19 protein-coding genes are annotated in these 23,525 nt (G+C 67.1%); 12 read left to right on the top strand and 7 right to left on the bottom strand.

Annotated elements, in window-relative coordinates:
• Window positions 1-66: 66 nt before the first annotated feature.
• Both HNP46_RS22455 and HNP46_RS22450 read right to left on the bottom strand, forming a co-directional pair.
• Window positions 67-1,230, bottom strand: coding sequence for an isovaleryl-CoA dehydrogenase (locus HNP46_RS22455; protein WP_184593355.1), 1,164 nt, complete (start codon window positions 1,228-1,230; stop codon window positions 67-69).
• 57 nt (window positions 1,231-1,287) lie between these two features.
• A complete protein-coding gene (locus HNP46_RS22450) occupies window positions 1,288-1,692 on the bottom strand; it encodes a MerR family transcriptional regulator (protein ID WP_184593353.1) in 405 nt (134 codons plus the stop codon).
• A gap of 254 nt (window positions 1,693-1,946) precedes the next feature.
• On the opposite strand from HNP46_RS22450, the gene HNP46_RS22445 reads away from it, so the two are divergent.
• From HNP46_RS22445 to HNP46_RS22425, 5 genes are all read left to right on the top strand, one after another.
• Window positions 1,947-3,845: a sigma-54-dependent Fis family transcriptional regulator gene (locus HNP46_RS22445; protein WP_184593351.1), complete on the top strand. Its 1,899-nt coding sequence runs from the start codon at window positions 1,947-1,949 to the stop codon at window positions 3,843-3,845.
• A complete protein-coding gene (locus HNP46_RS22440; RefSeq protein WP_184593349.1) occupies window positions 3,845-5,572 on the top strand; it encodes an ABC transporter ATP-binding protein in 1,728 nt (575 codons plus the stop codon). The genes HNP46_RS22445 and HNP46_RS22440 overlap by 1 nt, the downstream gene beginning before the upstream one ends.
• On the top strand, window positions 5,562-6,233 hold the full coding sequence (qhpE, locus tag HNP46_RS22435; protein ID WP_184593347.1) for a subtilisin-like serine protease QhpE: 672 nt from the start codon (window positions 5,562-5,564) through the stop codon (window positions 6,231-6,233). Before HNP46_RS22440 ends, qhpE begins: the two co-directional genes overlap by 11 nt.
• A 223-nt stretch (window positions 6,234-6,456) precedes the next feature.
• Window positions 6,457-7,773 carry a flavin-dependent monooxygenase QhpG gene (gene qhpG, locus HNP46_RS22430; protein WP_184593345.1) on the top strand — a complete coding sequence of 439 codons (1,317 nt, stop codon included), beginning with the start codon at window positions 6,457-6,459 and terminating at the stop codon, window positions 7,771-7,773.
• Between the two features lie 285 nt (window positions 7,774-8,058).
• Window positions 8,059-8,586, top strand: a complete 528-nt coding sequence (locus HNP46_RS22425; protein ID WP_184593342.1) for a DUF3828 domain-containing protein — start codon at window positions 8,059-8,061, stop codon at window positions 8,584-8,586.
• A 265-nt stretch (window positions 8,587-8,851) separates the two neighbouring features.
• Here HNP46_RS22425 and HNP46_RS22420 read toward each other — a convergent pair whose 3' ends face one another.
• Window positions 8,852-10,237 carry an NAD-dependent succinate-semialdehyde dehydrogenase gene (locus HNP46_RS22420; protein WP_184593340.1) on the bottom strand — a complete coding sequence of 462 codons (1,386 nt, stop codon included), beginning with the start codon at window positions 10,235-10,237 and terminating at the stop codon, window positions 8,852-8,854.
• Between the two features lie 144 nt (window positions 10,238-10,381).
• On the opposite strand from HNP46_RS22420, the gene ptrR reads away from it, so the two are divergent.
• From ptrR to HNP46_RS22405, 3 genes are all read left to right on the top strand, one after another.
• Window positions 10,382-11,260, top strand: a complete 879-nt coding sequence (gene ptrR, locus HNP46_RS22415; protein ID WP_184593338.1) for a putrescine utilization regulator PtrR — start codon at window positions 10,382-10,384, stop codon at window positions 11,258-11,260.
• A gap of 221 nt (window positions 11,261-11,481) precedes the next feature.
• Window positions 11,482-12,468 (top strand): hypothetical protein, encoded by a 987-nt coding sequence (locus HNP46_RS22410; RefSeq protein WP_184593336.1) that lies wholly within the window; start codon window positions 11,482-11,484, stop codon window positions 12,466-12,468.
• The gene (locus tag HNP46_RS22405) at window positions 12,465-13,274 is read left to right on the top strand and encodes a peptidoglycan recognition protein family protein (RefSeq protein ID WP_184593334.1); all 810 of its coding nucleotides are present in this window, start codon (window positions 12,465-12,467) and stop codon (window positions 13,272-13,274) included. Before HNP46_RS22410 ends, HNP46_RS22405 begins: the two co-directional genes overlap by 4 nt.
• Before the next feature lie 44 nt (window positions 13,275-13,318).
• Here HNP46_RS22405 and HNP46_RS22400 read toward each other — a convergent pair whose 3' ends face one another.
• Window positions 13,319-14,860, bottom strand: a complete 1,542-nt coding sequence (locus HNP46_RS22400; RefSeq protein ID WP_184593332.1) for a nucleobase:cation symporter-2 family protein — start codon at window positions 14,858-14,860, stop codon at window positions 13,319-13,321.
• A 368-nt stretch (window positions 14,861-15,228) separates the two neighbouring features.
• Here HNP46_RS22400 and HNP46_RS22395 point away from each other — a divergent pair, with 368 nt between their 5' ends.
• Window positions 15,229-16,113: a LysR substrate-binding domain-containing protein gene (locus HNP46_RS22395; protein ID WP_184593330.1), complete on the top strand. Its 885-nt coding sequence runs from the start codon at window positions 15,229-15,231 to the stop codon at window positions 16,111-16,113.
• A gap of 277 nt (window positions 16,114-16,390) precedes the next feature.
• Here the strand turns inward: HNP46_RS22395 and HNP46_RS22390 are convergent, their stop codons facing one another.
• On the bottom strand, window positions 16,391-17,299 hold the full coding sequence (locus HNP46_RS22390; protein ID WP_184593327.1) for an MBL fold metallo-hydrolase: 909 nt from the start codon (window positions 17,297-17,299) through the stop codon (window positions 16,391-16,393).
• Between the two features lie 278 nt (window positions 17,300-17,577).
• Between HNP46_RS22390 and HNP46_RS22385 the strand changes: the two genes are divergently transcribed.
• Together HNP46_RS22385 and HNP46_RS22380 are read left to right on the top strand one after the other, a co-directional pair.
• Window positions 17,578-20,175 (top strand): autotransporter outer membrane beta-barrel domain-containing protein, encoded by a 2,598-nt coding sequence (locus HNP46_RS22385; RefSeq protein WP_184593325.1) that lies wholly within the window; start codon window positions 17,578-17,580, stop codon window positions 20,173-20,175.
• 300 nt (window positions 20,176-20,475) lie between these two features.
• A complete protein-coding gene (locus HNP46_RS22380; protein ID WP_184593323.1) occupies window positions 20,476-21,168 on the top strand; it encodes a B3/B4 domain-containing protein in 693 nt (230 codons plus the stop codon).
• Between the two features lie 4 nt (window positions 21,169-21,172).
• Here the strand turns inward: HNP46_RS22380 and HNP46_RS22375 are convergent, their stop codons facing one another.
• The gene (locus HNP46_RS22375) at window positions 21,173-21,802 is read right to left on the bottom strand and encodes a TetR family transcriptional regulator (RefSeq protein ID WP_184593321.1); all 630 of its coding nucleotides are present in this window, start codon (window positions 21,800-21,802) and stop codon (window positions 21,173-21,175) included.
• A gap of 107 nt (window positions 21,803-21,909) precedes the next feature.
• Between HNP46_RS22375 and HNP46_RS22370 the strand changes: the two genes are divergently transcribed.
• Complete coding sequence (locus HNP46_RS22370) at window positions 21,910-22,575, top strand: O-methyltransferase (RefSeq protein WP_184593319.1); 666 nt, start codon at window positions 21,910-21,912, stop codon at window positions 22,573-22,575.
• A 19-nt stretch (window positions 22,576-22,594) separates the two neighbouring features.
• Here HNP46_RS22370 and HNP46_RS22365 read toward each other — a convergent pair whose 3' ends face one another.
• Entirely contained in the window at window positions 22,595-23,518 is a 924-nt protein-coding gene (locus HNP46_RS22365; protein WP_184593317.1) for a LysR family transcriptional regulator, read from the bottom strand.
• Window positions 23,519-23,525: the final 7 nt, after the last annotated feature.

Genomic DNA, 23,525 nt, shown 5'->3' with positions numbered 1-23,525 from the left:
ACAAGCTGCAGGCCGCAGGCGGGTGCTCCTGCTTTCGCTTGCAGCTTGCAGCCTGTCGCCTGTGGCTTATTTTGTTTCGTTGAACAGCTCGCGGCCGATCAGCATGCGGCGGATTTCGCTGGTGCCGGCGCCGATTTCGTAGAGCTTGGCGTCGCGCAGCAGGCGGCCGGTGGGGAACTCGTTGATGTAGCCGTTGCCGCCAAGAATCTGGATGGCGTCCAGGGCCATTTGCGTCGCGCGCTCGGCGGTGTAGAGGATCACCCCGGCGGCGTCCTTGCGGGTGGTCTCGCCACGGTCGCAGGCCTGGGCCACCGCGTACAGGTAGGCGCGGCTGGCGTTGAGCTGGGTGTACATGTCGGCGACCTTGCCCTGGATCAGCTGAAACTCGCCGATGCTCTGGCCGAACTGCTTGCGGTCGTGGATGTAGGGGACGATCACGTCCATGCACGCCTGCATGATGCCGATCGGGCCGCCGGCGAGCACCACGCGCTCGTAGTCCAGGCCGCTCATCAGCACCTTCACGCCGCCGTTGACCGCGCCCAGCACGTTCTCTTCCGGCACTTCCACGTCATCGAAGAACAGCTCGCAGGTGTTCGAGCCGCGCATGCCCAGCTTGTCGAACTTGCTGCCACGGCTGAAGCCCTTCCAGTCGCGCTCGACGATGAACGCGGTGATGCCGTGGGCGCCTTTCTCCGGCTCGGTCTTGGCGTAGATCACGTAGGTGTTGGCATCCGGGCCGTTGGTGATCCAGGTCTTGCTGCCGTTGAGGACGAAGCGGTCGCCGCGCTTCTCGGCGCGCAGCTTCATCGACACCACGTCGGAGCCGGCGTTGGGCTCGCTCATGGCCAGGGCGCCGACGTGCTCGCCGCTGATCAGCTTGGGCAGGTACTTGGCCTTCTGCTCGGCGTTGCCGTTGCGCTTGATCTGGTTGACGCACAGGTTGGAGTGCGCGCCATAGGACAGGCCGACCGAGGCCGAACCACGGCTGATTTCCTCGATGGCGATGACGTGGGCCAGGTAACCCATGTTGGCGCCGCCGTATTCCTCCGCGACGGTGATGCCGAGCAGGCCCATGTCGCCGAACTTCTTCCACATGTCCATGGGGAACAGGTTGTCGGCGTCGATCTGCGCGGCGCGCGGGGCGAGTTCGCTGGCGACGAAGCCCTGCACCTGCTCGCGCAGCATGTCGATGGTTTCGCCGAGGCCGAAGTTGAGGGAGGGGTAGCTCATGGAATCACCTGTACTTGTATTTGTAATCGGATGAGAGAGCGGGGCAGGGCGCCGAGGTCAGCTCGGCACGCGCTGCTTGCGGGGTTTGTCGGTCTCGGCCATGGCCGCCAGGCAGCGCTCCTCGGCCGTGTCCAGTTCCAGTTTCATCTGCTCGATATCGAGCAGTTGCTGTTCCAGCTGCGCGCGGCGCGCGGTGATCTTGTCGAGGAAGGTCTGCAGTTGCTTGGTGTTGCCGCTGCTGGGGTCGTAGAGGTCGATCAGTTCCTTGCACTCGGCCAGCGAGAAGCCGATGCGCTTGCCGCGCAGGATCAGCTTCAGGGCCACCAGGTCCTTGGCGCTGTAGATGCGCTCCTGGCCACGGCGCTCGGGGCTGAGCATGCCCTGTTCCTCGTAGAAGCGGATGGCGCGGGTGGTGACGTCCAGTTCGCGGGCCAGCTCGGAGATGGTGTAGGTCGTGGGCATGGGAATCTGCTTGCTCGGTTGTTTACCTTTACGTTAACGTAAACCTGCCTTGGGTCACTGTCAATACAACCCGGAGGCGGCGCAGGAGGGTTCGCTGGCGCGGGAATTGCGTTGTGTTCCCGGTGAGCCTTCCTACTAAGGGCTTCCCCTTTACTGACGCCGCCGGCGGGTGTACACAGCCCTGACCAGCCTGCGAGTTCTGCGCCCTCCTTACATTTGTGGAGAAGAGGGCGCGGGACCTACCGGAGCGATGCATGACTACAAGAACAATAAGCAGCGACCTGCTGCGCGAAGCCCACCTGGCCCGTGAACGCCTGCAACAGGAGGGCGAGGTCCCCAGCGGCGTGCTCCGCGAGGAAATCGACGCCTCCTGGCGGCGCAGCCTCGGTCACGGCCTGGACTGCAGCAACGGCACCGAGCACGGCCTCGACACGCGGGTCAAACCCGACGTGCTGCTGGCCGGCAACCGCCTGCTGCTGGACGCCGCCACTCCCGAACTCGACTACCTGCAACAACGCCAGGGCCATGACGGCGTGATCATCCTGGCCAACGCCGACGCCACCATCCTCTCCGTCGAAGGCGCCCGCGAGCGCATGCAGAGCAAGGGCCTGGCCGATATCGTCCAGGGCGCCTGCTGGAGCGAAGCCTCGCGCGGCACCAACGCCCTGGGCACCGCGCTGGTGGAACGGCGCGCCACGCAGATCGACTGCGGCGAACACTTCCTCGATCGCCTGAGCCGTTTCTCCTGCACCTCGGTGCCCATCGAGGGACCGCAGGGCACGCTGCTCGGCGTGCTCGACATGACCCGCGAAGGGCCGCTCTCCGGCCCGCGGGAAAGCCTCTCGCTGCTCAGCCTCGCGGTGTTCCAGATCGAGGCGCGACTGTTCGCCGTCAGCCATCCGGGGCAGGTGGTGATTGCCTTCCATTACCGTCGCCAGTACCTCGACTCGGCCTGGCAGGGCCTGCTGGCGCTGGGTCTGGACGGCAAGGTGCTGGCGGTCAGCGGCCAGGCCTGCCAGCTACTGGGCGCCAACCGTGAGTCGCTGGTCGGCCGGCGTAGCGAGGACTTCCTCGGCCTGCGCGGCGACCAACTGCTCGGCCGGCTCTACCAGGGCGGCGTCGGCAGCCTGCAGACGCCCAAGGGCGAGCTGTTCTACAAGACGCTGCAAGCGCCACTGCGCAGCCATGCGGTGCCGGTCAGCACCCGTGCGCCGCGCCCGGCGGCCGGCCCGGAACTCGAAGCCCTCGCCGGCAGCCATCCGCGCTACGCCCGCGCCCTGCGCATGGCGCGCCAGGGGCTGGTGAACGAACTGCCGGTGTTGCTGCTGGGCGAAACCGGCAGCGGCAAGGAAGTGGTCGCCCGCGCCTTGCACCAGGCCAGCGCGCGCAGCGACAAACCCTTCGTTGCGGTGAACTGCGCGGCGATTCCCGAAGGACTGATCGAGTCCGAGCTGTTCGGCTACCGCGACGGCGCCTTCACCGGCTCGCGGCGCGGCGGCATGGTCGGCCGGCTGAAACAGGCCCACGGCGGCACGCTGTTCCTCGACGAAATCGGCGATATGCCGCTGGCCTTGCAAGCGCGCCTGCTGCGCGTGCTGCAGGAGCGCAAGGTGGCGCCGCTGGGCGCCGGCGAGGAGCAGGACATCGATGTCGCACTGATCTGCGCCACCCACCGCGACCTCAAGCGCCTGGTGGAAGAGAAACACTTCCGCGAGGACCTCTACTACCGCGTCAACGGCATCAGCGTGAAGCTACCGGCGCTGCGTGAGCGCGACGACCTCGCCGAACTCGCCAGCAGCCTGCTGGCGCGCCTGGGCGCGCCGAAGGTGAAACTCTCCGCCGAGCTGCTCGGCCTGCTGCGCGAGTACCACTGGCCGGGCAACATCCGCCAGCTGGAGATGGTCCTGCGTACCGCGCTGGCCATGCGCGAGGAGGGCGAAGCGGAGCTGAGCCTGGATCACTTGCCCGACAGCACGCTGGACGAACTCGCCGCCGGTGAGCGCCCACAGAGCGGCAGCATCCGCGAAAACGAACTGGAGCTGATCCGCCAGGCGCTGGAGCGCCACCAGGGCAACGTCTCTGCCGCCGCCGACGCGCTGGGCATCAGCCGCGCCACGCTGTACCGCAAGCTCAAGCAACTCAAGGTGGGCTGATGTTCTTCACCCGCCTGATCGACAGCGAAGACCCGCAGCAACTCAAGGCTTCGCTGCGCTGGCTGTACGGCTTCGTACGGCCGCACAAGGCGGCCATCGCCGGGCTGCTCGGGCTGTCGTTCTGCGCCTCGGTCCTGGTGCTCGCGCAGCCCTGGCTGACCAAGACGCTGATCGATGACGGCCTGCTGGCGAAGGACTTTCCGGTGCTGGTGATGGTGGCCGGCGCGATGATCGTCGTCGGCCTGGTCGGTACGGCGTTGTCCGGCCTCAACCGCTACCTGCACACGCGGCTGTCCGGGCGCATCCTGTTTTCCCTGCGCGATGCGCTGTACCGCCACTTGCAGACCCTGTCGCCGAGCTTCTTCGGCCGCCGCCGTATCGGCGACCTGATGTCCCGGCTCGACGGCGACGTCGCCGAGATCCAGCGCTTTGCCGTGGACTCGCTGTTCTCCGCCGTCTCCAGCGTGATCGGCCTGATCGGCGCGCTGGCGCTGCTGCTCACGCTGTCGTGGAAACTCTCGCTGCTGGTGGCGCTGCTGATCCCGCTGGACGTGCTCTGGCTGCGCTGGATGCGGCGCAAGGTGGAGCGCGAGGCGCGGGGTTTGCGCGAGCGCTCGGCGGACCTCTCGTCATTCTTCGTCGAGACGCTGCCAGCGATGAAATTCATCCAGTCCGCCGGCCAGCAGCACCGCGAAGCCGGCCGCCTGGAAGGCCTGGGGCAGGGCTATCTCGGCCAACTGCTGCGCCTGCAGCTCACCGAATTCTTCACCCAGGCGGTGCCCGGCACGCTGATGTCGCTGTCCCGCGCCTGCGCCTTCCTGGTTGGCGGCTATTGGGTGGTACAGGGCACCTGGCAGCTGGGTTCGCTGATCGCCTTTTCCACCTACCTGGGCATGACCATCGGGCCGGTGCAGAGCCTGCTCGGCCTGTACGTCGCCTTGCAGCGCATGACGGTCAGCCTCGGCCGGGTGATGGAGCTGCGCGGCGAGGAAGCGACCATCGTTTCACCCACCGTGCCGAGGCCGATGCCATCGGTTGGCGAGCTGCGCCTGGAGAATCTGCACTACGCGTGGCCGGGCCGTGCGCAGCCCGTATTGGCGGATGTGCAGGCGCTGATTCCCGCCGGTCTCAAGGTTGCCTTGAGCGGCCCGTCCGGGGTCGGCAAGAGCACCCTGATCGACCTGCTGCAACGCTTCTACGACCCCGATCAGGGCCGCATCCTGCTGGACGGCGTGGACCTGCGCGAGCTCGACCTGCACGCCCTGCGGCGCCGTGTGGCGGTGGTCAGCCAGGATATCGTGCTGTTCCGCGGCAGCCTCGCCGACAACCTGGCCTACAGCGCTCCCGAGTCGAGTCGCGAGGCCATCGAAAAGGCCGCCCGCGCGGCGCAGCTCGGCGGCCTGATCGCCAGCCTGCCCGAGGGCATCGACAGCCCGCTGGGCGAGCGCGGCCAGCAACTTTCCGGCGGGCAGAAACAACGCATCGCCATCGCTCGCGCGCTGCTGCAGGACCCGCTGATCCTGGTGCTGGACGAGGCTACGTCGCAGGTGGACGAAAGCACCGAGCGCGAGGTGATCGCGGCCATCGACCAGCTGTTCGCCGAGCGCACGCGGCTGCTGATCAGCCACCGGACTTCGACCCTGGCAGCGGCCGACCTGCACCTGGAATTGCAGGAGGGGCAGATGCGTGTGCGCGAGGCGCAGCCGGTGCAGCGTCATGAGGCCTGAGTTGCTGATTGGTGTGATCGATAGCGGGCATTCAGAGGGGCAGGCCGCTTCGGTCGTCAGTGGACAGCGCTTCCGTCTCGCCGATGATGGATTGGACCGACTGCCACTGTCGGTTGATCTGCTTGGCCACGGCAGCGCCGTCTGCGAAGCCATTCTTTCCCACGCAGCGGAGGCGCGCTTGTGCGTCGCCCAGGTCTTCGATGAGCGCGGCGTGACCAGCCCGTTGCAGATCGCTGCCGCACTGCACTGGCTGGGCGAGCAGGGCGTGCGGGTGATCAACTTGAGCCTGGGCGTGCGTCAGGGTCGGCCGATCCTGCGCGAGGCTGTGGCGGAGCTTATCGAGGCCGGTGTTCTGGTCTGCGCGTCCAGCCCGGCACGCGGCGAGCCGGTGTTTCCAGCGAACTATCCCGGCGTGATCCGGGTGACGGGGGATGCCCGTTGTGGCGAGGGCGAATGGTCCTGGCTGGATAGCCCCCAGGCGGATTTTGGTGCGGCGGTGAAGGTCGGTGGGCGCTCTGGCGCGAGCCTCGGGTGCGCGGCGTTTTGTGGGCATCTGGCGGAGCTGCTGGCTGAGCAGCCGGCGCTGTCGAACCTGCAGTTCATTGAGGTGATGCGGGAGCGGGCGGCGTTTCGGGGGATCGAGCGGAAGGTGGGGATGTGAGTGGAGGTCGAGTTTGTTCCCCTCACCCCAGCCCTCTCCCGGAGGGAGAGGGGGTCGTCCTCTGCGGTCGTTCATCTCTGGCGTTCGTCCGTTGCTATCGGCGTGCGCAGAAACTTCCAAAAGCGCCGAACAGCTCCCTCTCCCTTCAGGGAGAGGGTTGGGGAGAGGGCACTGCCGGCGCGCTGAACTTGACCATCCTGGCTTTCCTCCGGGCCACCGCAGCATGAGTGATCACCCCATCCTGATCCTCGGCGCCGGCCCCGCTGGAGCCGCCGTCGCCCTCGGCCTGCGCCGCTTGGGGCACAAGGTCACTGTGATCAGCGAATGGCGCCGCTTCGCCGCCGTCGAAGGCGTCTCCCAGCGTGTACTGGAAGGCCTGCGCAGTGCCGGGCTGCAACACGCACTGGCGAGCGCCGCGCCACCCTCGCAACGCCGCGTGCTCTGGAATGGCGCGGAAAGCGCACAGAACATTGAATGCATCCTCGATCGCCCATGCTTCGATGCGGGGCTGCGCGAGGACCTGAAACAAGCCGGCATCGAGTTGATCGAAACCCAGGTACTGGCCGTGGCGGAAGAGGCCACCCGCTGGCGCGTGAAACTCGAAGGCGGCCGCGAAGTACAGGGCGTTTTTCTGGTCGAGGCCCGCGGCCGCCAGGCGCCGCTGAACCAGAAGGGCAGCAAGGCCCGACGCGGCCCGGAAACTCTCAGCCTGCTCAATCGCTGGCAGGGCGAACCCGGCCCGCTGGCGACGGCGGTGGAAAGCCTGCCTGATGGCTGGGCGTGGATGGCGCGGCTGGAGGATGGCCGCTGTTACTGGCAGCTGACGCTGGATGTCGCCAGCAGCCAGCTGCCGCCCCGCGAGCAATTACTGGATTACTGCCGCGAGCGTCGTGCTGCTTCAACGCTGGTACGTGAGTTCTTCGGCCCCAGCGAAGAGTACGATTTGGACCTGCACGCCCGCAGCAGCACGGCGATCCTTTGCCTGGAAGCCTGCGGCGACAACTGGATTCGCGTGGGCGATGCGGCGATGGCGGTGGACCCGCTGTCCGGCAATGGCATCTTCCAGTCGCTGTCCTCGGCCTTGCAGGCGCCCGTCGTGATCAACACGCTGCTGCGCGCGCCGCAGCGGGCAGAGCTCGCCAGGCGTTTCCATCAGCAGCGCGTCGAGCAGCTGTTCCTGCGCTTCGCCCGTGTCGGCCGCGACTTCTATGCCAGCGAAGAGCAGTGGAGCGGGCAGCCCTTCTGGCAAGCTCGCCGCGCCTGGCCGGACCAGCAGCCGAGCCATGTACCGGCGGATTTCGCCAGCCTGCGCATCGAGCGTGCCCCGGTGCTGAGGGGCGAGTTCGTCGATGAAGCAGAAGTGGTGGTCAGCGCCGACCAGCCGCTGGGCATCTGGCACCTCGATGGCCTGGAGCTGGCGCCCTGGCTGCGGCGGCTGCGCACCGAACCCGAGGCGCAGGTGCTGGCGGACCTGCCGCCGGAGCGGCGGCGCGCTTTCCAGGGTTGGTTGCTGTCTCAGGGGTATCGGCCGCGATCCTGATTGTGCAGCCTGGTTATGGCGGATAACGCCTTTGGCGTTATGCGCCCTACGGTCTGCTGAGCGTTCGCAGGAGGACTCTTCGTAGGATGGCGTGGAGCGCAGCGATACCCATCGATTCACTTTCCGGTCCGCTCGATGGGTATCGCAAGCTCCACCCATCCTACTCAGGTGCCAGCCGGGGACCCTGGCGGTTCGTCCCAGGGCTATCGGCCACAGCTTTAACCACTTCACGGAAATTCGAGGCCGCGTCGGGCGATGATGCTCGGCTGCCCGATGGAGAATCCCATGGCCTTCCTGCGCTCCGCCTTTGCCCTGTCGCTGATCCTGTTGACGCTCTTCGATACTTCGCTCGCGGCCTCGACGCCAGCGGCCGATAGCGCCAGCGCGGAGCGCTTTCTGCGGCAGATATACGGCAACTACACGCCCGACGGCCCCGGCGTGCCCAACGGCAAGCTGAAGGAGACGGATGTCTTCGACGCTTCGTTGCTTGCCTTGATGAAGGCTGACCAGGACGCCGCCGGCGGTGAGCTGGGCTACCTGGGTGGCGACCCGCTGTGCGATTGCCAGGACTGGGGCGATATCAAGGTGAAGTCGCTGGCGTTCACTCCGGTGGACGACGAGCGAATCAAGGCGCGGGTGGTGCTCAAGGATGCCCTGACGGGGGAGGACCGCGATCTTGGCCTGCTGTTGCATCGCACGGCGGGCGGCTGGCTGGTCGAGGACTGCTTCAATGAGCAGGGCAGCCTGGCCGAGAACCTGCGGCACAGCACGCAGGAGCTGCTGCAGTTGAAGAAGGACACGGCCAAGCCCTGACTCCCGCGGGAAGGTTCTTGTAGGGCGCATAACGCGCCAGCGTTATCCGCCGCCGTGCGCACAGGCGGATAACCTGTTCCAGGTTATGCGCCCTACGGATTTAATCGCGCCGATTAATCCCGATCTTAAAGGGAGCGTAGGAGCGGACTCCGTCCGCGATAGGTCCGCATCGCGCCGGATACCATCGCGGACGGAGTCCGCTCCTACGAAAGCAAAAAACCCTCTACCGCCGGGCGGGAGAGGGTTTTTGTTTTTCAGGTTCGACTTACTTGCGGTCGATCCACACGGTCTGCGGGTTGGTGAACTCGCGCAGCCCGAAGTGCGACAGCTCGCGACCGAAGCCGCTCTTCTTCACGCCGCCGATCGGTACGCGGGGATCGGAGGCGGAGAAGCCGTTGATGAACACGCCACCGCTGACCAGGTGACGGGCCATGTGCTGGGCCTTGGCCTTGTCGGCGGACCAGATGGCGCCGGAGAGGCCGAATTCGCTGTCGTTGGCCAGCTCCAGGGCATGCTCGGCGTCACGGGCGACGATCAGCGAAGCGACCGGGCCGAAGATTTCCTTCTTGAACGCGGTGTTGCCCGGCTTGACGTCGGCCAGCACGGTCGGCGCGTAGTAGTTGCCTTCGCCTTCGAGCTTGTGGCCGCCCAGCAGCAGGGTGGCGCCGTCGGCGATGGCCTGCTGTACCTGGCCGTCCAGTTCGTCACGCAGGTCGAAGCGGGCCATCGGGCCGACGAAGGTGTCGTCCGCCAGCGGATCGCCGATCTTCAGCGCCTTGACCGCGGCCAGCAGCTTCTCGGTGAAGGCCGGAGCGATGGACTCTTCGAGGATCATGCGCTTGGCGGCGATGCACACCTGGCCGCAGTTGCCGAAGCGGCTGGCGACGGCGGCTTTCACGGCGGCGTCGAGGTCGGCGTCGGCGAGCACGATGAAGGCGTCGGAACCGCCCAGCTCCAGCACGCACTTCTTCAGGGCGGCGCCGGCCTGGGAGGCGATGGCGGCGCCTGCGCCGACACTGCCGGTCACGGCGATGGAGGCGATGCGGTCATCGGCGATGGCCTTGGAAACCAGCGGCGGCTCGACGTTCAGCACCTCGAACACACCCTCCGGCAGGCCGGCCTGCAGCCAGGCGTCGCGCAGCTGATAGGCGCAGCCCATGACGTTCGGCGCGTGCTTGAGCACGTAAGTGTTGCCGCCCAGGATGATGCTCACCGCGCCACGCATGACCTGCCAGGTCGGGAAGTTCCACGGCATCACGGCCAGCACCGGGCCCAGCGGCAGGTAGGAGATGTACGCGCCTTCGATGCTGGTCTTCTCGTCTTCGAGCATGGCCGGGCCGTTGTCGGCGTACCACTCGCAGAGGTTGGCGCACTTGTTGATCTCGCCGCGGGCCTGGGTGACCGGCATGCCCATTTCCTGGGCTTCCATGCGGGCCATCGGCTCGACGTTGGCACGCAGGACTTCAGCCATCTTGCGCAGCACGGCAACACGTTCGCCGATGCTGGTGTCGCGCCATTGGCGGAACGCGGCATCGGTGCGGGCCAGCGAGGTTTCCAGCTGGGCGGCGTCTTCGAAGGTGTAGCGGGCCAGTTCCTGGCCGGTGGCGGGGCTGCGGGAGATGGCAGCGGGGATGGCGGCGATCTGGTTCATGGTGAGTCCTGCTTGTTCTATGGGAGGGCGCAAGGCCGGTCGTTCGTCCGGGCGTGGTAGCTCCGGGATGGCGCAGAAATTAAGATGCGCAACCATTCATGTAAAATGAATAATCAAGAAAGACTCCTTCTCCCGGAGAGAATGATGGACCTGACCCAGCTGGAAATCGTCCGCGCCGTCGCCACCGAAGGCAGCATCACCGCCGCCGCGGCCCGTCTACACCGCGTGCCGTCGAACCTGACCACGCGGATCAAGCAGCTGGAGGCGGAGCTGGGCACCGAGCTGTTCATCCGCGAAAAGCTCCGTCTCCGTCTGTCGCCGACCGGGCGCAGCTTCCTCGATTACGCCGAGCGCATCCTCGATCTGGTGGAGGAAGCGAAGCAGGTGGCGGTGGGCGCCGAGCCCCACGGCGGCTTCTCCCTGGGCTCCATGGAGAGCACGGCGGCGGTGCGCATTCCCGAGATGCTGGCGCGTTATCACCAGCAGTGCCCGAAGGTGCAGCTCGACCTGTCCACCGGCCCTTCCGGCGAGATGATCGACGGCGTGCTCTCCGGCCGCTTCATTGCCGCCTTCGCCGATGGCCCGGCCAATCACCCGCAGCTGGACGGCAAGCCGGTGTACCGCGAGGAACTGGTGCTGATGAGCGCCCGCCACCACGCGCCGGTGCACGATGCGCGGGACGTGGCGGGGGAGACGGTGTTCGCCTTCCGCGATACCTGCTCCTACCGCAAGCGTCTGGAAGGCTGGTTCGCCGAGCACCGGGTGGTGCCGGGCAAGATCGTCGAGATGGAGTCCTACCACGGCATGCTCGCCTGCATCGCTGCCGGTGGCGGCGTGGCCATCGTGCCGCGGGCGATGTTCGAGAGCCTGGCCGGCGGGCGCAACGTGGCGATCCACCGCCTGGCGCCGCACCACGCCGAAGCGACCACCTGGCTGTTCTGGCGGCGCGGCACCGACACCCCGGCGCTGCGGGCCTTTATCGGGCTGCTGGAAGCTCCGGCCGCAGACACCGCAGCGGCCTGATTCAACGTTGCAACAGCCACTGTTTCAGCGCTGCAACGTAACGCTGGCGAGACGCCCGAAATTATCCGCCAAGCCCCCTTGCAGAGGCTTTGCGCTGCGCTAACGTGAGCTGGACTGTCAGCCGTGCGATGCGCGGAAGGCGCCCGTGGTTGAAGCATCGGGCGCATGCCGTGGCGCTTCGCGACAGGGATCGTTTCCATCCCTCGTTGCCTGGAGCCGCCATGGACACACGTACCCGGACCCGCCGCGCGAATCGTCTGCAGATCTGGACGCTGGGCGCCGGCCTGATCTTTCTTTCCCTGCTGCTGGCCTGGCTGCTGGTGTCGCTGTGGCCGCAGCACTACCCGAAGTTCCCGCTGGCCGGCACCGAGGGCGACGCCGGCGCGCAATGCCTGCTCGGCTGGTGTCCCGGCCCCGACGCCCGGCTGCTGGTGATGGTCATGGTGGCGGGCGGGCTGGGCAGCTTCGTGCACATCGCCAAGTCGTTCGGCGACTTCGTCGGCAACGATCGCTTCATGGCCAGCTGGATCTGGTGGTACATCCTCAAGCCCTTCATCGGCATGATCCTCGCGCTGATGCTCTACCTGGTCATCCGCGGCGGCTTCCTCACCGTCGGCACCACGGCGGCAGCCGATGACGGCGTGGTCAACGTCAATCTCTACGGCCTGGTGGGCATGGCGTGCCTGGCCGGGATGTTCGCCAAGCAGGCCACCGACAAGCTCGGCGAGCTGTTCGACACGCTGTTCCGCACCCGTGAAGGCGACAAGCGCCGCGACGGCCTGGGCAACCCCGTGCCGACCCTGACCGACGCCCAGCCCGGCGCCGTGGATGCCCAGTCCCTCTACGTCTGCCTGCAGGGCAGCGGTTTCGTGCGCGGCGCGGTGGTCCAGGTCAACGGTATCAGCCGCGAGACCAGCGTCAGCGACAGCACCCGGCTGGCGGTGCAGCTGCTGGAGGAAGACCTGCAGGCGGGCCGCCAGCTGAGCCTGGTGGTGCTCAACCCGCCCCCTGGCGGAGGTGCCTCGGCGCCGCTGATGCTGCCGCTGCTGGAGCCCGCCGCGCCACCCCTCGCGGCCCCGGTGGGCTTGTCGGCGCCCGGCGTGGTCATGCTGCACCCGGAGGGCGATGTCGATGGCTGCGATTGCCCGATCGAAGAGGAAACCGCGGACGAAGACCTGCCCGCCGCCACCGGAGGAGTGCAAGCATGAGCTACGCATTGACCTGGCTGCCGGACGTGCTCGAAGCCGCCGGCCTGAAAGTCGCCCGCGTGGACGGCTGGCCCGAGCGTGGGGTGGGCGAGATGGGGCCGGTGCACGGCGTGATCTGCCACCACACCGCCGGCCCGCTGCGCGGCAACATGCCCAGCCTGAAGACGCTGATCGAGGGGCGCCGTGATCTCAGCGGGCCGCTGGCGCAGCTGGGGCTCGGACGCGACGGCACCTACTACGTGATCGCCGCCGGCCGCTGCAACCATGCCGGCAAGGGCAGCTGGGAAGGCATCAGTTCCGGCAACAGCAGCTTCATCGGCATCGAGGCGGAAAACACCGGGCTCGATGAAGCCTGGAGCGATGTGCAGATGGACAGCTACCAGCGCGGTGTCGCGGCCATTCTCAGGCACCTGAAGCAGGACGAGCGGGCCTGCGCCGGCCACAAGGAATATGCCTTGCCGCAAGGGCGCAAGAACGATCCGACCTTCGACATGGCGGAGTTTCGCGTACGGGTGCGGGAGATTCTCGAGGGCAAGGCGATTCTCCGGCCGATGATCCCGGCCCTGGAGCCGGACACGGCGCCGGGCCAGGTGCCACGGCCGACCTTGCGGCGCGGCGCGCTGGGCGATCTGGTGCGGTTGCTCCAGCGTGCCTGCGGGGCCGAGGAGGATGGCCATTTCGGTGCCAGGACCGAGGCCGCGGTGCGGGAGTTCCAGCGCCGTCACGAGCTGGTGGCCGACGGCATCGTCGGGCCCAAGACCTGGCGGCTGATCGATCAGGCTGTGCTGGAGGAACAGGCCACCTGAACGAAAAAGGCCCCGCGAGGGGCCTTTTTCAGGGAAGCGCCGGATCAGGCGCTACTGTTCACCGCCTCACGCTTGAGCGGTTTCACCGCTGGCGAGTGGTGCTCGTCGTGATCGTCGACGATCACCGGCACTTCGTTGCCCTCGGCGTCGAACAGTTTGCCGTTCTGGAAGTAGTCACCCTCGTTCAGCGCGGCAATGTCGCGGTAGCGCAGGGTGCGCTCCTCGGCGGCGACGAACACCGACTGCTGGTCCGAGTTGCCGGTCTTGAAGTGGTTGAACAGCAAGTTCAGGCCGATGGCCATGATCGCCGCCGAGCTGATGCCCGAGTGGAAGATGGTGGCGAACCAGCTGGGGAAGTGCTCATAGAAGCTGGGGGCGGCGATCGGGATCATGCCGAAGCCGATGGAGGTGGCGACGATGATCAGGTTCATGTTGTTGCGGTAGTCGACCTTGGACAGCGTGCGGATGCCACTGGCCGCCACGGTGCCGAACAGCACCACGCCAGCGCCGCCGAGCACCGAGGAGGGCACTGCGGCGATCACCCGGCCCATCACCGGCAGCAGGCCGAGGGTCACCAGGATCAGGCCGCCGGTGGCCACCACGTAGCGGCTCTTCACGCCGGTCACGGCCACCAGGCCGACGTTCTGGGCGAAGGCGCTCTGGGTGAAGGAGCCGAAGATCGGCGCCAGGATGCTCGACGCCATGTCCGCGCGCAGGCCGTTGCCCAGGCGCTTGGAGTCGACCTTGGTGCCGATGATTTCGCCCACGGCGAGGATGTCGGCCGAAGTTTCCACCAGGGTCACCATGATCACGATGAGCATCGAGAGGATCGCGGCGACGTGGAAGGTCGGCATGCCGAAGTGGAAGATCGACGGGAAGGCCACCATCGGGCCTTCGGCCACGCGGGAGAAGTCGGTCATGCCCAGGGCGGCGGCGATCAGCGTGCCGATGACCATGGCCAGGAGGATCGACAGGCGCGAGATGGAGGCGCTGCCCAGCTTGCTCAGCAGCAGGACGATGACCAGGGTGAGGGCGGCCAGGCCGATATTGGCCATGCTGCCGAAATCCGGCGCCTTGGGGTTGCCGCCCATGGCCCAGCGCGCCGCCACCGGCATCAGCGTCAGGCCGATGGTGGTGATGACGATGCCGGTGACCATCGGCGGGAAGAACTTGGTGATGCGCGAGAACACCGGGGTGATCAGGAAGCCGATGAAGGAAGCCGCCATCACCGCGCCGAGCACCGCGGGCATGCCGCCGCCTTCATAGCCGCCGCCGAGGATGGCGATCATGGTCGCCACGCCAGCGAAGGACACGCCCTGCACCAGCGGCATCTGCGAGCCGAAGAAGGGCAGGCCGAGGGTCTGCAGCAGGGTGGCGAGGCCGCCGGCGAACAGCGACGCGGCGATCAGCAGGCCGATCTCGCTTCCAGAGAGCCCGGCCGCCTGGCCGAGGATCAGGGGCACGGCGACGATACCGCCGTACATGGTCAGAACGTGTTGCAGGCCGTACGCCAGGTTGGCGCCGATTCCGAGGTTCTCGTCTTCCGGGCGTGCTCCGGCGGACGCTACAGCTGAACGATCATTCATGGCTGAGGACTCGCTTGTTTTTGTTGTGCGGCCACTGTAGACAAACTGCGTGGGAAATATCCACTGTTTTGTATACATGTTTGTGTCCGGTGGTCCGGAATCTGACCGCTCGGTTATCTGTTTTTTCGTTCGAGATGGCTCTGTTATCGGTGTCCTGCAGGGAATCCTGACTCACCGTCGCGTGCACGGAATGTGTGCAGGAGTGAATCCAAAAGCACCGCTTGGCTGCACGCAAAGTCCTCAAAGGTTCCCTGCGGGCGTCTGCATCGAGGTCATCGCAAATTGCGCGCCAGTCCGCCGCGCTCCCCTGAGGCGAGCGGCCCTGCTATAACCGTTGGCCTCGGTTCGATGCAGGATTTGCGCAGAAGATGGCCCTTCCCCCGCTGCACAGTTTCAGGGTGTTCGAAAGCGTGGCCCGCCTGGGCAGCCTGGCGGCGGCCGCCGTGGAGCTGCACGTCACCACCGGCGCGGTCAGCCAGCAGGTCAAGGCGCTGCAGGCCAGCCTGGAGGTGGAGCTGTTCGAGAAGCGGGGTCGCCAGCTGGTGCTCACCGCCAGCGGCCGCGAGCTGCAGAAGCGCGTGGCCAGCGCCATGGAGGAGATCACCGGGGCGGTGCAGGCATTGCGCGCAGGAGTCCGGCCGCCAGAGCAGCGGGTGGACATCTGCCTGTCGATTCCGCCGGCTGAAGGTGTGGAGTGGCTGACCCGGCCGCTGCTGCGCTTCATGGAGGAATCCGCGTCGGTGCGGGTGAGGGTGATTACCGCGCCGGGCATGCCGCAGGTGGACTGGCGCCGCGCCGACGTCGCGGTGATCTACGGCACGCCGCCGTGGCCTGGCGTGTGGTGGCGCTTGCTGCACGGCATCCGCATGACGCCGGTGTGCAGCCCGCAATACCTGCGCGGGCCGCTGGCCATCGTCGAGGCCGCCGACCTGGCGCGGCACCGGCTGCTCCACGAGGACGACGGCAGCCAGTGGCAGCAATGGCTGGCCGAGGCCGGTCACTCGCGCGGTGGTGCCGAGGATATCCATTTCGAGGATTTCGGCATGGTGTTGCAGGCGGCACGCGATGGCTTCGGCGTGGCGCTCAGCGATGAGACTGTTTCGCAGCGCGACCTCGACGAAGGCCGGCTGGTGCGCCCGCTGCCGATCTCGGTGGCGGCGGTGCACAACTACTACGTGGTCTGCCCCGAGGCGAAACGCGAACGCCCGGAGGTCCGGGCGTTCATCGAATGGTTGTTGGCGATAGTCGAGTAGCGTCCGATCGGAGTTTCTCTTCCCTGCGGATGACTCGGTGCTTGGGTCTTCCCCTCACCCCAGCCCTCTCCCGGGGGGAGAGGGGGCAAACCGTGCCGGCTGACGATGGGGTTTGATCCTGCACCGTACGGTTCCCTCTCCCCCTGGGAGAGGGCTAGGGTGAGGGCCGACCTGAGCGCAGAAACATCAAAGTGGCCCCCATCCTGCACTTCCCCGTCAGGCTGACTCGGGTTCGCGAGCAAGCTCGCTCCCACGAAGAGCGCGCTGAGCGCAAGTCTCAGTAGCCGTAACCGCGCCCATCGGTGAACTGGATGTCGGTGAGGATGCTGATGTCCTTCTCCACCTTGTACAGCTCCGAACTCCTGATCAGCTCCGGGTCGCTGAAGGCTTCGCCCTTGGCGCGGCCGGCCTGGATCTGCTGCATCTTGTCGCGGACCGCCACCACATCGGCGTAGGTCATCGCCGGCACCTTGCTCGGGTCTTCGTCGGCGTGGGCGCCGTAAAGGGTGGTCTGCGGGTTGATCACCTTCAGGGTGGCGTCCAGCGAGGCGACGTAGTCCTTCAGGTTCCCCGCCAGCAGCCAGGACGGGTAGAGGTGGTCGCCGGAGAGCAGGATGTTGTGCGCCTCATCGAACAGCGCCACCTCATCCGGCGTATGGCCGGGCATGCTCAGCAGGCGCAGCTTGAGGCCACCCAGGTCGATCACCTCGTCGGGCTTCACCAGCCGCGCCACCTTGAAGGGCGCCAGGGTCATGTGGTCGATATTGCCCAGGTAGACGGGTTCGGGCACGTGATACAGGCCATCGTCGCGGCGGAATTTCGCGGTGAACGGCGTATCCACCAGGTAGACGCTGTGGAAATTGTGCAGCCCGCCCAAGTGGTCGAAGTGCAGGTGCGAGGGCAATACCGAGAGCGGCTTGTCAGTGATCTTCCGGGCAACCTGGGTGATGTCTTCCTTCTGGTTGGCGCCCGAGTCGAACATCAGCGCCTGGTCCGCGCCCACCAGCAGGTACGAGTAGTTCTTCTGGTAGTAGTTCGGCTCGCCGATGGCGTAGAGGAAGTCCGTCAGCTTGTGCACCACGAAGGCCGGGCTTTCGGCCTTGGGTGCCTCGGTGGCGGTCACGGCGAGCGGTGCGCCGAGGAGGGTGGTGGAAGCCAGGGCCAGGGCTTTGATCAGCGTGCGCATGGGGCGCGAACCTCTTTCTCGTTGTTGTCGGTGGCGGGCGGCGACGTGCTGGCCGCGGGCTTATCTCAACGCCGGGGTGGGGGCAGATCAATCGACGATTTCTAAAGCCTGAGCCTTCGGCCTGGCTGAAGTTTCCACCGCCGGTCACTGTATCGCCGGCGTTACATGGCTCTAGGACGGGCTGTACGGCTCGTCGGGAGCGCGCAATATCGGTTTTGCTATATCCGATCAGTCAACTAAGACTTTCAGGAAGCCCCTACCAGGATTCGGACAGAACCATGGCATGGTCCCGCTTGCAGTGCGCTCTGGGTGCGGTACTCCCGCTGACTTTCCTGCTGCCCGGCACATCGGTCCATGCCGCTTGCAGCTTCAGCCCCGGACCGGGCAACGACCAGCATCTGTGCAGTTCCGGCAGCGCGCCGGAGCTGACCGACACGGGCGGCGACAACAGCCTGAGCTTCCCCGCCGGCGGCAGCGGCGCCATCAGCGGCAACGTCACCTTCGGCGATGGCAATGACAGCGTGACCATGGATTCGGGCAGCATCGGCGGCAACCTCAGCCAGGGCGGCGGCGCCGACAGCCTGCGCATCAGCGCCGGGACCATTGCCGGCGCGGTCAGCCAGGGCGACGGCGTCGACGATTTCGTCATGACCGGCGGCAGCATCGGCTCCCTGGCCCAGGGCGATCAGCGCGACTTCTTCAGCATGAGCGGCGGCATCATCATCGGCGCCTTCGAGGACGGCGACACCGCGCGCATGAGCGGCGGCACCATCGGCCGGGTCGACATGAAGCTGGACAACAACCTGTTCGACCTGTCCGGCGGCGCGATCATCGGCAACCTGGTCACCGGCTTCGGCCAGGACACCATCATCATTTCCGGCGGCAGCGTCGGTGGCAATGTCAGCGTCAGCGGCGGCGACGACAGTCTGACGCTCACCGGCGGCGGCATCCGCGGGCAGGTCCTGATGAGCTTCGGCAACGACCGGCTGACCTGGGATGGCGGCGGCACGGTGCGCAGCGGCATCCTCATGGGCGATGGCAACGACACGGCGCTGCTGCGCAACCTCAGTGAAATCCAGCTGGGCAGCACGCCGCTGATCGACGGCGGGCCGGGGTTCGACCAGCTGACTTTCGACAACACCCGGACCAACCGCGGAGGGCGCTACATCGGCTGGGAAACCGTCGCCCTGACCAATGCCTCGCGCCTGGACCTGAACGACACCCTGACCCTGGGCGACGCCGCCAGCGGCACCGGCAGCCTGAGCCTGGACGGCAGCAGCCTGCTGACCTCCAGCCGCGGGCGCATTGCGCCGAGCAACGCGGCGCTCAATGCGCGCCTGGTCAACGCTGGGACGATCGACCTGACCACCTCTGGCGCGAGCGCCAGCGACAGCCTGAGCGTCAACGGCGACTACCAGGGGGCGAACGGTACCCTGCGCATACAGAGCGTGCTGGCCGGCGATGGTGCGGCCTCGGATCGCCTGGTGGTGAACCGCAGCCGCATCGACGGCAGTACCTCGCTGCAGGTGAGCAACCTGGGTGGCGCCGGTGCACTCACCGAGCTCAACGGCATCCAGGTGGTCCAGGCCAGCCAGGGTGCGACCAGCAGCAACGATGCCTTCAGCCTGGCTCACGGCCTCTCGGCCGGGCCCTACCAGTACTACCTGTTCAAGGGTGGCCTCACGGCCGGCAGCGAGAACAGCTGGTACCTGCGCTCCAGCGTGGCCGCCGTCGAGCCATCGGTCGTGGCGCCCGTCGAACCGCCGCCGGCGCCGCCGGTGGAGCCGCCGCAGGACCCCGACGCTCCAGTCAATCCACCGCCTCCGCAGGACCCGATATCCAGCGAGCCCGCCGCCACGCCGCCGGTAGCCGCGCCAGGAACGCCGGCACTACCCACGCCGAGTGCCGGCGAAACCCTCGTCATCTACCGCCCGGAAGTCCCGGTGTATTCCGCGGTGCCACCAGTGGCCTCGCTGCTGGTGACCAGCGCCATCGGCACCTTCCACGAGCGCCAGGGCGAGCAGAGCCTGCTGGACGAGATCGGCGGTGTACCCGCCGGCTGGGTGCGGGTGATGGGACAGAGCCTGCGGCAGAGCTGGTCGGGCACAGTGGCGCCCAGTTTCGACGGCAACCTCAACGGCTTCCAGGTCGGCCATGACCTGTTCGGCATGACCCTGGGCAATGGCTACACCCAGCGCGCCGGCCTGTTCGTCGGGCACTCCAGCGTCGATGGCGACGTCAAGGGCTTCAACCTCGGCTTCGAGGACCGCCACAGCGGCGATCTCGACCTGGACGCCGACAACCTCGGTGCCTACTGGACCTTGAGCAGTCCCACCGGCGGCTACCTCGACCTGGTCGCCATGGGCACACGCCTGGATGGCCGCAGCCGTTCGGATCGCGGCTACCGGATCGACCTGGACGGTCACGCCTGGGCGGTGTCCGCCGAGGCCGGCCAGCCGTTCGCGGTCAGCGAGCGCTGGGTGGTCGAGCCACAGGCCCAGGTGATCGCGCAGAAGGTCTCGCTGGACAGTGACAACGACGGTATCTCCCACGTCTCCTTCGACACCCAGGAGACCTACACCGGTCGCCTTGGCGCACGCCTCAAGGGCCGCTACCTGGTCAACGGCACGGCACTGGAGCCGTGGCTGCGCAGCAACCTCTGGCACAACTTCGGCGGGCGCGACGCGGTGGTCTACGACCATGCCGATGCCATCCGTACCGATCACCAGGGCAGCTCCATGGACATCGGCGGCGGCGTCGCGGTGCAGCTGTCAAAGGAGGTCGCGCTCTACGCCTCGGCGACCTACAGCGGCAATATCGACAGCGAAAACCAGGAGTCGCTGTCGGGCAGCCTCGGCCTGCGGATCAGCTGGTAGCAGGCATTAGCGAAAATGATCCCGCTGTCTTTCCATAAGCACAGCTAATCCTTCATTCGGGGATTTCATGGCAGCGCTGGCCGCCGGCCGGTAGAAAGGAGCGGGTCGGGCACGCCTTTCGTGCCCCCATCCCACCATTCCCGGAGAGATAACCATGAAGTCCAGATGGACCGCCCTGCTGTGCATGCTGCAAACCCTGTCCGTCGCCTGGGGCGACTACCACCGGCGTGGACTGGTCCGCCGCTGAGGCGGGCCCGTCACTCGCTGCCTTTCCTTTCCACCGTACCCCAGGATTGCGCCATGCCACCTGTCACGCCCCTCATCGATCCTGCCGTCGCTGCCATCGCGCCCGGCTTTCGTGCCCTGAGCATCACGCTGCAGGCCGCGCCGCTGCTCCACCCGGAGCTGGCGCAACAGGCCCTGGAGCGTGCCTGCGTGGCCCTGGCGGCGGGCGAACCGGCCTGGGGCGAGGCGCACCTGGCCGCCTGGGCCGAGGTCTTCCGCCGCTTCGGCGCCAAGCCCCAGCGCACCCCCTGTTCGGCGGAGGCCCTGCGCAAGCGCGTCCTGCGTGACGGCAGCCTGCCGAGCATCGACCCAGTAGTGGACCTGTACAACGCCATCAGCGTGCAGTTCGCCATCCCCGTAGGCGGCGAGAACCTGGCCGCCTACGCGGGCACCCCGCGCCTGGTGATCGCCGAGGGCAGCGAAACCTTCGACACCCTGAAGGACGGTGCGCCGGCCGAGGAATCCCCCGACGCCGGCGAAGTGATCTGGCGCGACGACCTGGGCGTCACCTGCCGTCGCTGGAACTGGCGCCAGGGCGTGCGCACCCGCCTGGACGCCGAAGCGCAGCACATGTGGTTCATCCTCGAAAGCCTGCCGCAGATGCCGCTGGAGGCCCTGCATGAAGCGGGCGGGCAACTGGTTGCCGGGCTGCAGGCCATGATGCCGGGGGCGAAGTGCGAGGCGGTATTGGTGGAGTGTCCCGCGTAAGCCGTTACGGCGTGAGACTCTCCAGGTAGGCGCAGAACATGCCCGCCATGGCTTCGCTGAATGCCTCGATCTCCTGCGTACTGCGCGGGCTTTCCGAGAACTGCTTGCCCACCGAGCCGAGCGTGGTGGTGATCAGTTCGCGGGCCAGGTTGCGCTGCGCGTCGCTGGCGGCGGGCAACGCCTGGACGATGAACTCGCGGAAGATGCCTTCGCCGGCGGCCTTGGCTTGCCGGGCCTCGGGCGCATCGCGGTAGAGCGGGGCGGCGTCGGCCAGGGCGATGCGCATGCGTGCCTCCTCGCACTCGGAGCGGATGAAGGCGTGCACCAGGTTGCGCAGGCGCTGCAGGGGCGCCTGGGTTTCGTCGCTGAGCAGGCCACAGAGCATCTCGGTGGTCTGCCGCCACTCGTCGCTCTGCAGGCGGAACAGGATCGCCGCCTTGTTGGGAAAGTACTGGTAAAGCGAACCGACGCTGACCCCGGCGCGCTCGGCGACCCGCGCGGTGGTGAAGCGCTGGGCGCCTTCCTTCTCCAGAACCTGAACAGCGGCGTCGAGAATGGCTGTCACGAGGTCGTTGGAGCGGGCCTGTTTCGGCTCCTTGCGCGTGGAAATACGTGGGCTGCGACGTTCACCCATGGCTGGCTCCGGCAATGCGAATAGTAAAACCTGACGAAAAGATCGCATTCTAGTCGGGCGCTGTTTCGCACTCAAATCCCCCTCTCAAGTCGCGATGGAACCCCAGCATGACGACCCTGACTTCCGCCCCCGTGGCACCCCTGCTGCAACAGCTGTTCGAGGAGGCCGACGCGGCTTCTCCGCAATCCACCCCGGCCTTCGCCAACCTCGACCAGGCCGCGCTGACCCGCCTGATGCAGAGCAAGACGCAGTACCGCGAACTCTACGGCCAGCTCAAGGACCAGCCGCTGCCCGTCTCGCGGGAGACCGGCGCGCTGCTGTACATGTTGGCGCGCAGTATCGGCGCGAAGCACATCGTCGAGTTCGGTACCTCCTTCGGGATCTCCGCGCTGCACCTGGCAGCAGCGCTGCGCGACAACGGCGGCGGCCGGCTGATCACCAGCGAATTCGAACCGTCGAAAGTGGCGCGGGCCCAGGCCAACCTGGTGGCCGGCGGCGTCGCCGACCTGGTGGAGATCCGCCAGGGCGACGCGCTGCAGACGCTGGCCGGCGACCTGCCCGAGAGCATCGACCTGCTGTTCCTCGACGGCGCCAAGGGGCTCTATGGGCAGATACTTTCCCTGGTGCAGGGCCGCCTGCGTCCCGGCGCGCTGATCGTCGCCGACAACGCCGATTACTGCCCCGAGTACCTGGCCGAGGTGCGCCTGCCCGGCGGGCGCTACCTGTCGATTCCCTTCGCCGATGACGTGGAGCTGTCGATGCGCCTTGCCTGAAGCAGGGCGCGCGCGGTGGCTACAGTGGCGGCTGGACCACCGGCGCATGCTGAGCCATCAGCTCGACGATCCAGTCGATGAACACCCGCAGCTTGGCGCTGACGTGGCGATTGGGCGGGAAGGCCAGGTACAGCGGCATGCTTTCCATGCTCCAGTCGCCGAACAGTTCCACCAGTTCCCCGCGCGCTACCGCATCCTGCGCCATGTAGCGCGGCAGCCAGAGCACGCCCATGCCGGCGATCCCGGCAGCCAGGTAGGCGTTGCCGTCGTCCACCGTGAGCACCGGGCGGCCGTGCACCTGCAGGGTTTCGCCGGCCTTGTGCATGGCAAAGGACAGCGGCTTGCCGGTGCGCGCCCAGAGGTAGCCGACGATACGTTGCTGGCTGTCTTCCAGGTCGCGCGGGTGCTCCGGCACGCCGAGCCGCTGCAGATAGCTCGGTGCCGCGAACACGCCCAAGGCCAGGTCGCCGACCTTGCGCGCCATCAGCGACTGGTCGGTGAGCTCGCCGCCGCGCACCACGCAATCGACGTTCTCGTCGATCAGGTCGACCAGGCGATCGCTCACCCCCAGGTCGATCTGGATATCCGGGTAGCGCTGGTGAAAGTCGGGCAGGGCGGGGATCAGCAGCAGGCGTGCCAGCGGGCTGGGCACGTCCACCCGCAATCGTCCGCGCGGCACGGCAGCCGCGCTGGAGAGGCTGGTCTCGGCGTCGTCCATGCCCGCCAGCAGGCGCACCACGCGCTCGTAGTAGGCGGCGCCGTCGGCGGTGAGGTTGAGCTTGCGGGTGGTGCGGTTGAGCAGGCGCACCCGTAGCCGCGCCTCCAACTGCTGGATCAGCTGGGTGACGCTGGTGCGGCTCATGTGCAGGGTGTCGGCGGCCTTGGTGAAGCTGCCGGTTTCCACCACGCGGGCGAAGGCTTGCATCGCATCGAAACGGTCCATGGGCGGC

This window comes from Pseudomonas nitroreducens (genome assembly GCF_014204515.1).
GTDB lineage: Bacteria > Pseudomonadota > Gammaproteobacteria > Pseudomonadales > Pseudomonadaceae > Pseudomonas > Pseudomonas nitritireducens_A.
This window is presented reverse-complemented; position numbering and strand designations above follow the sequence as displayed.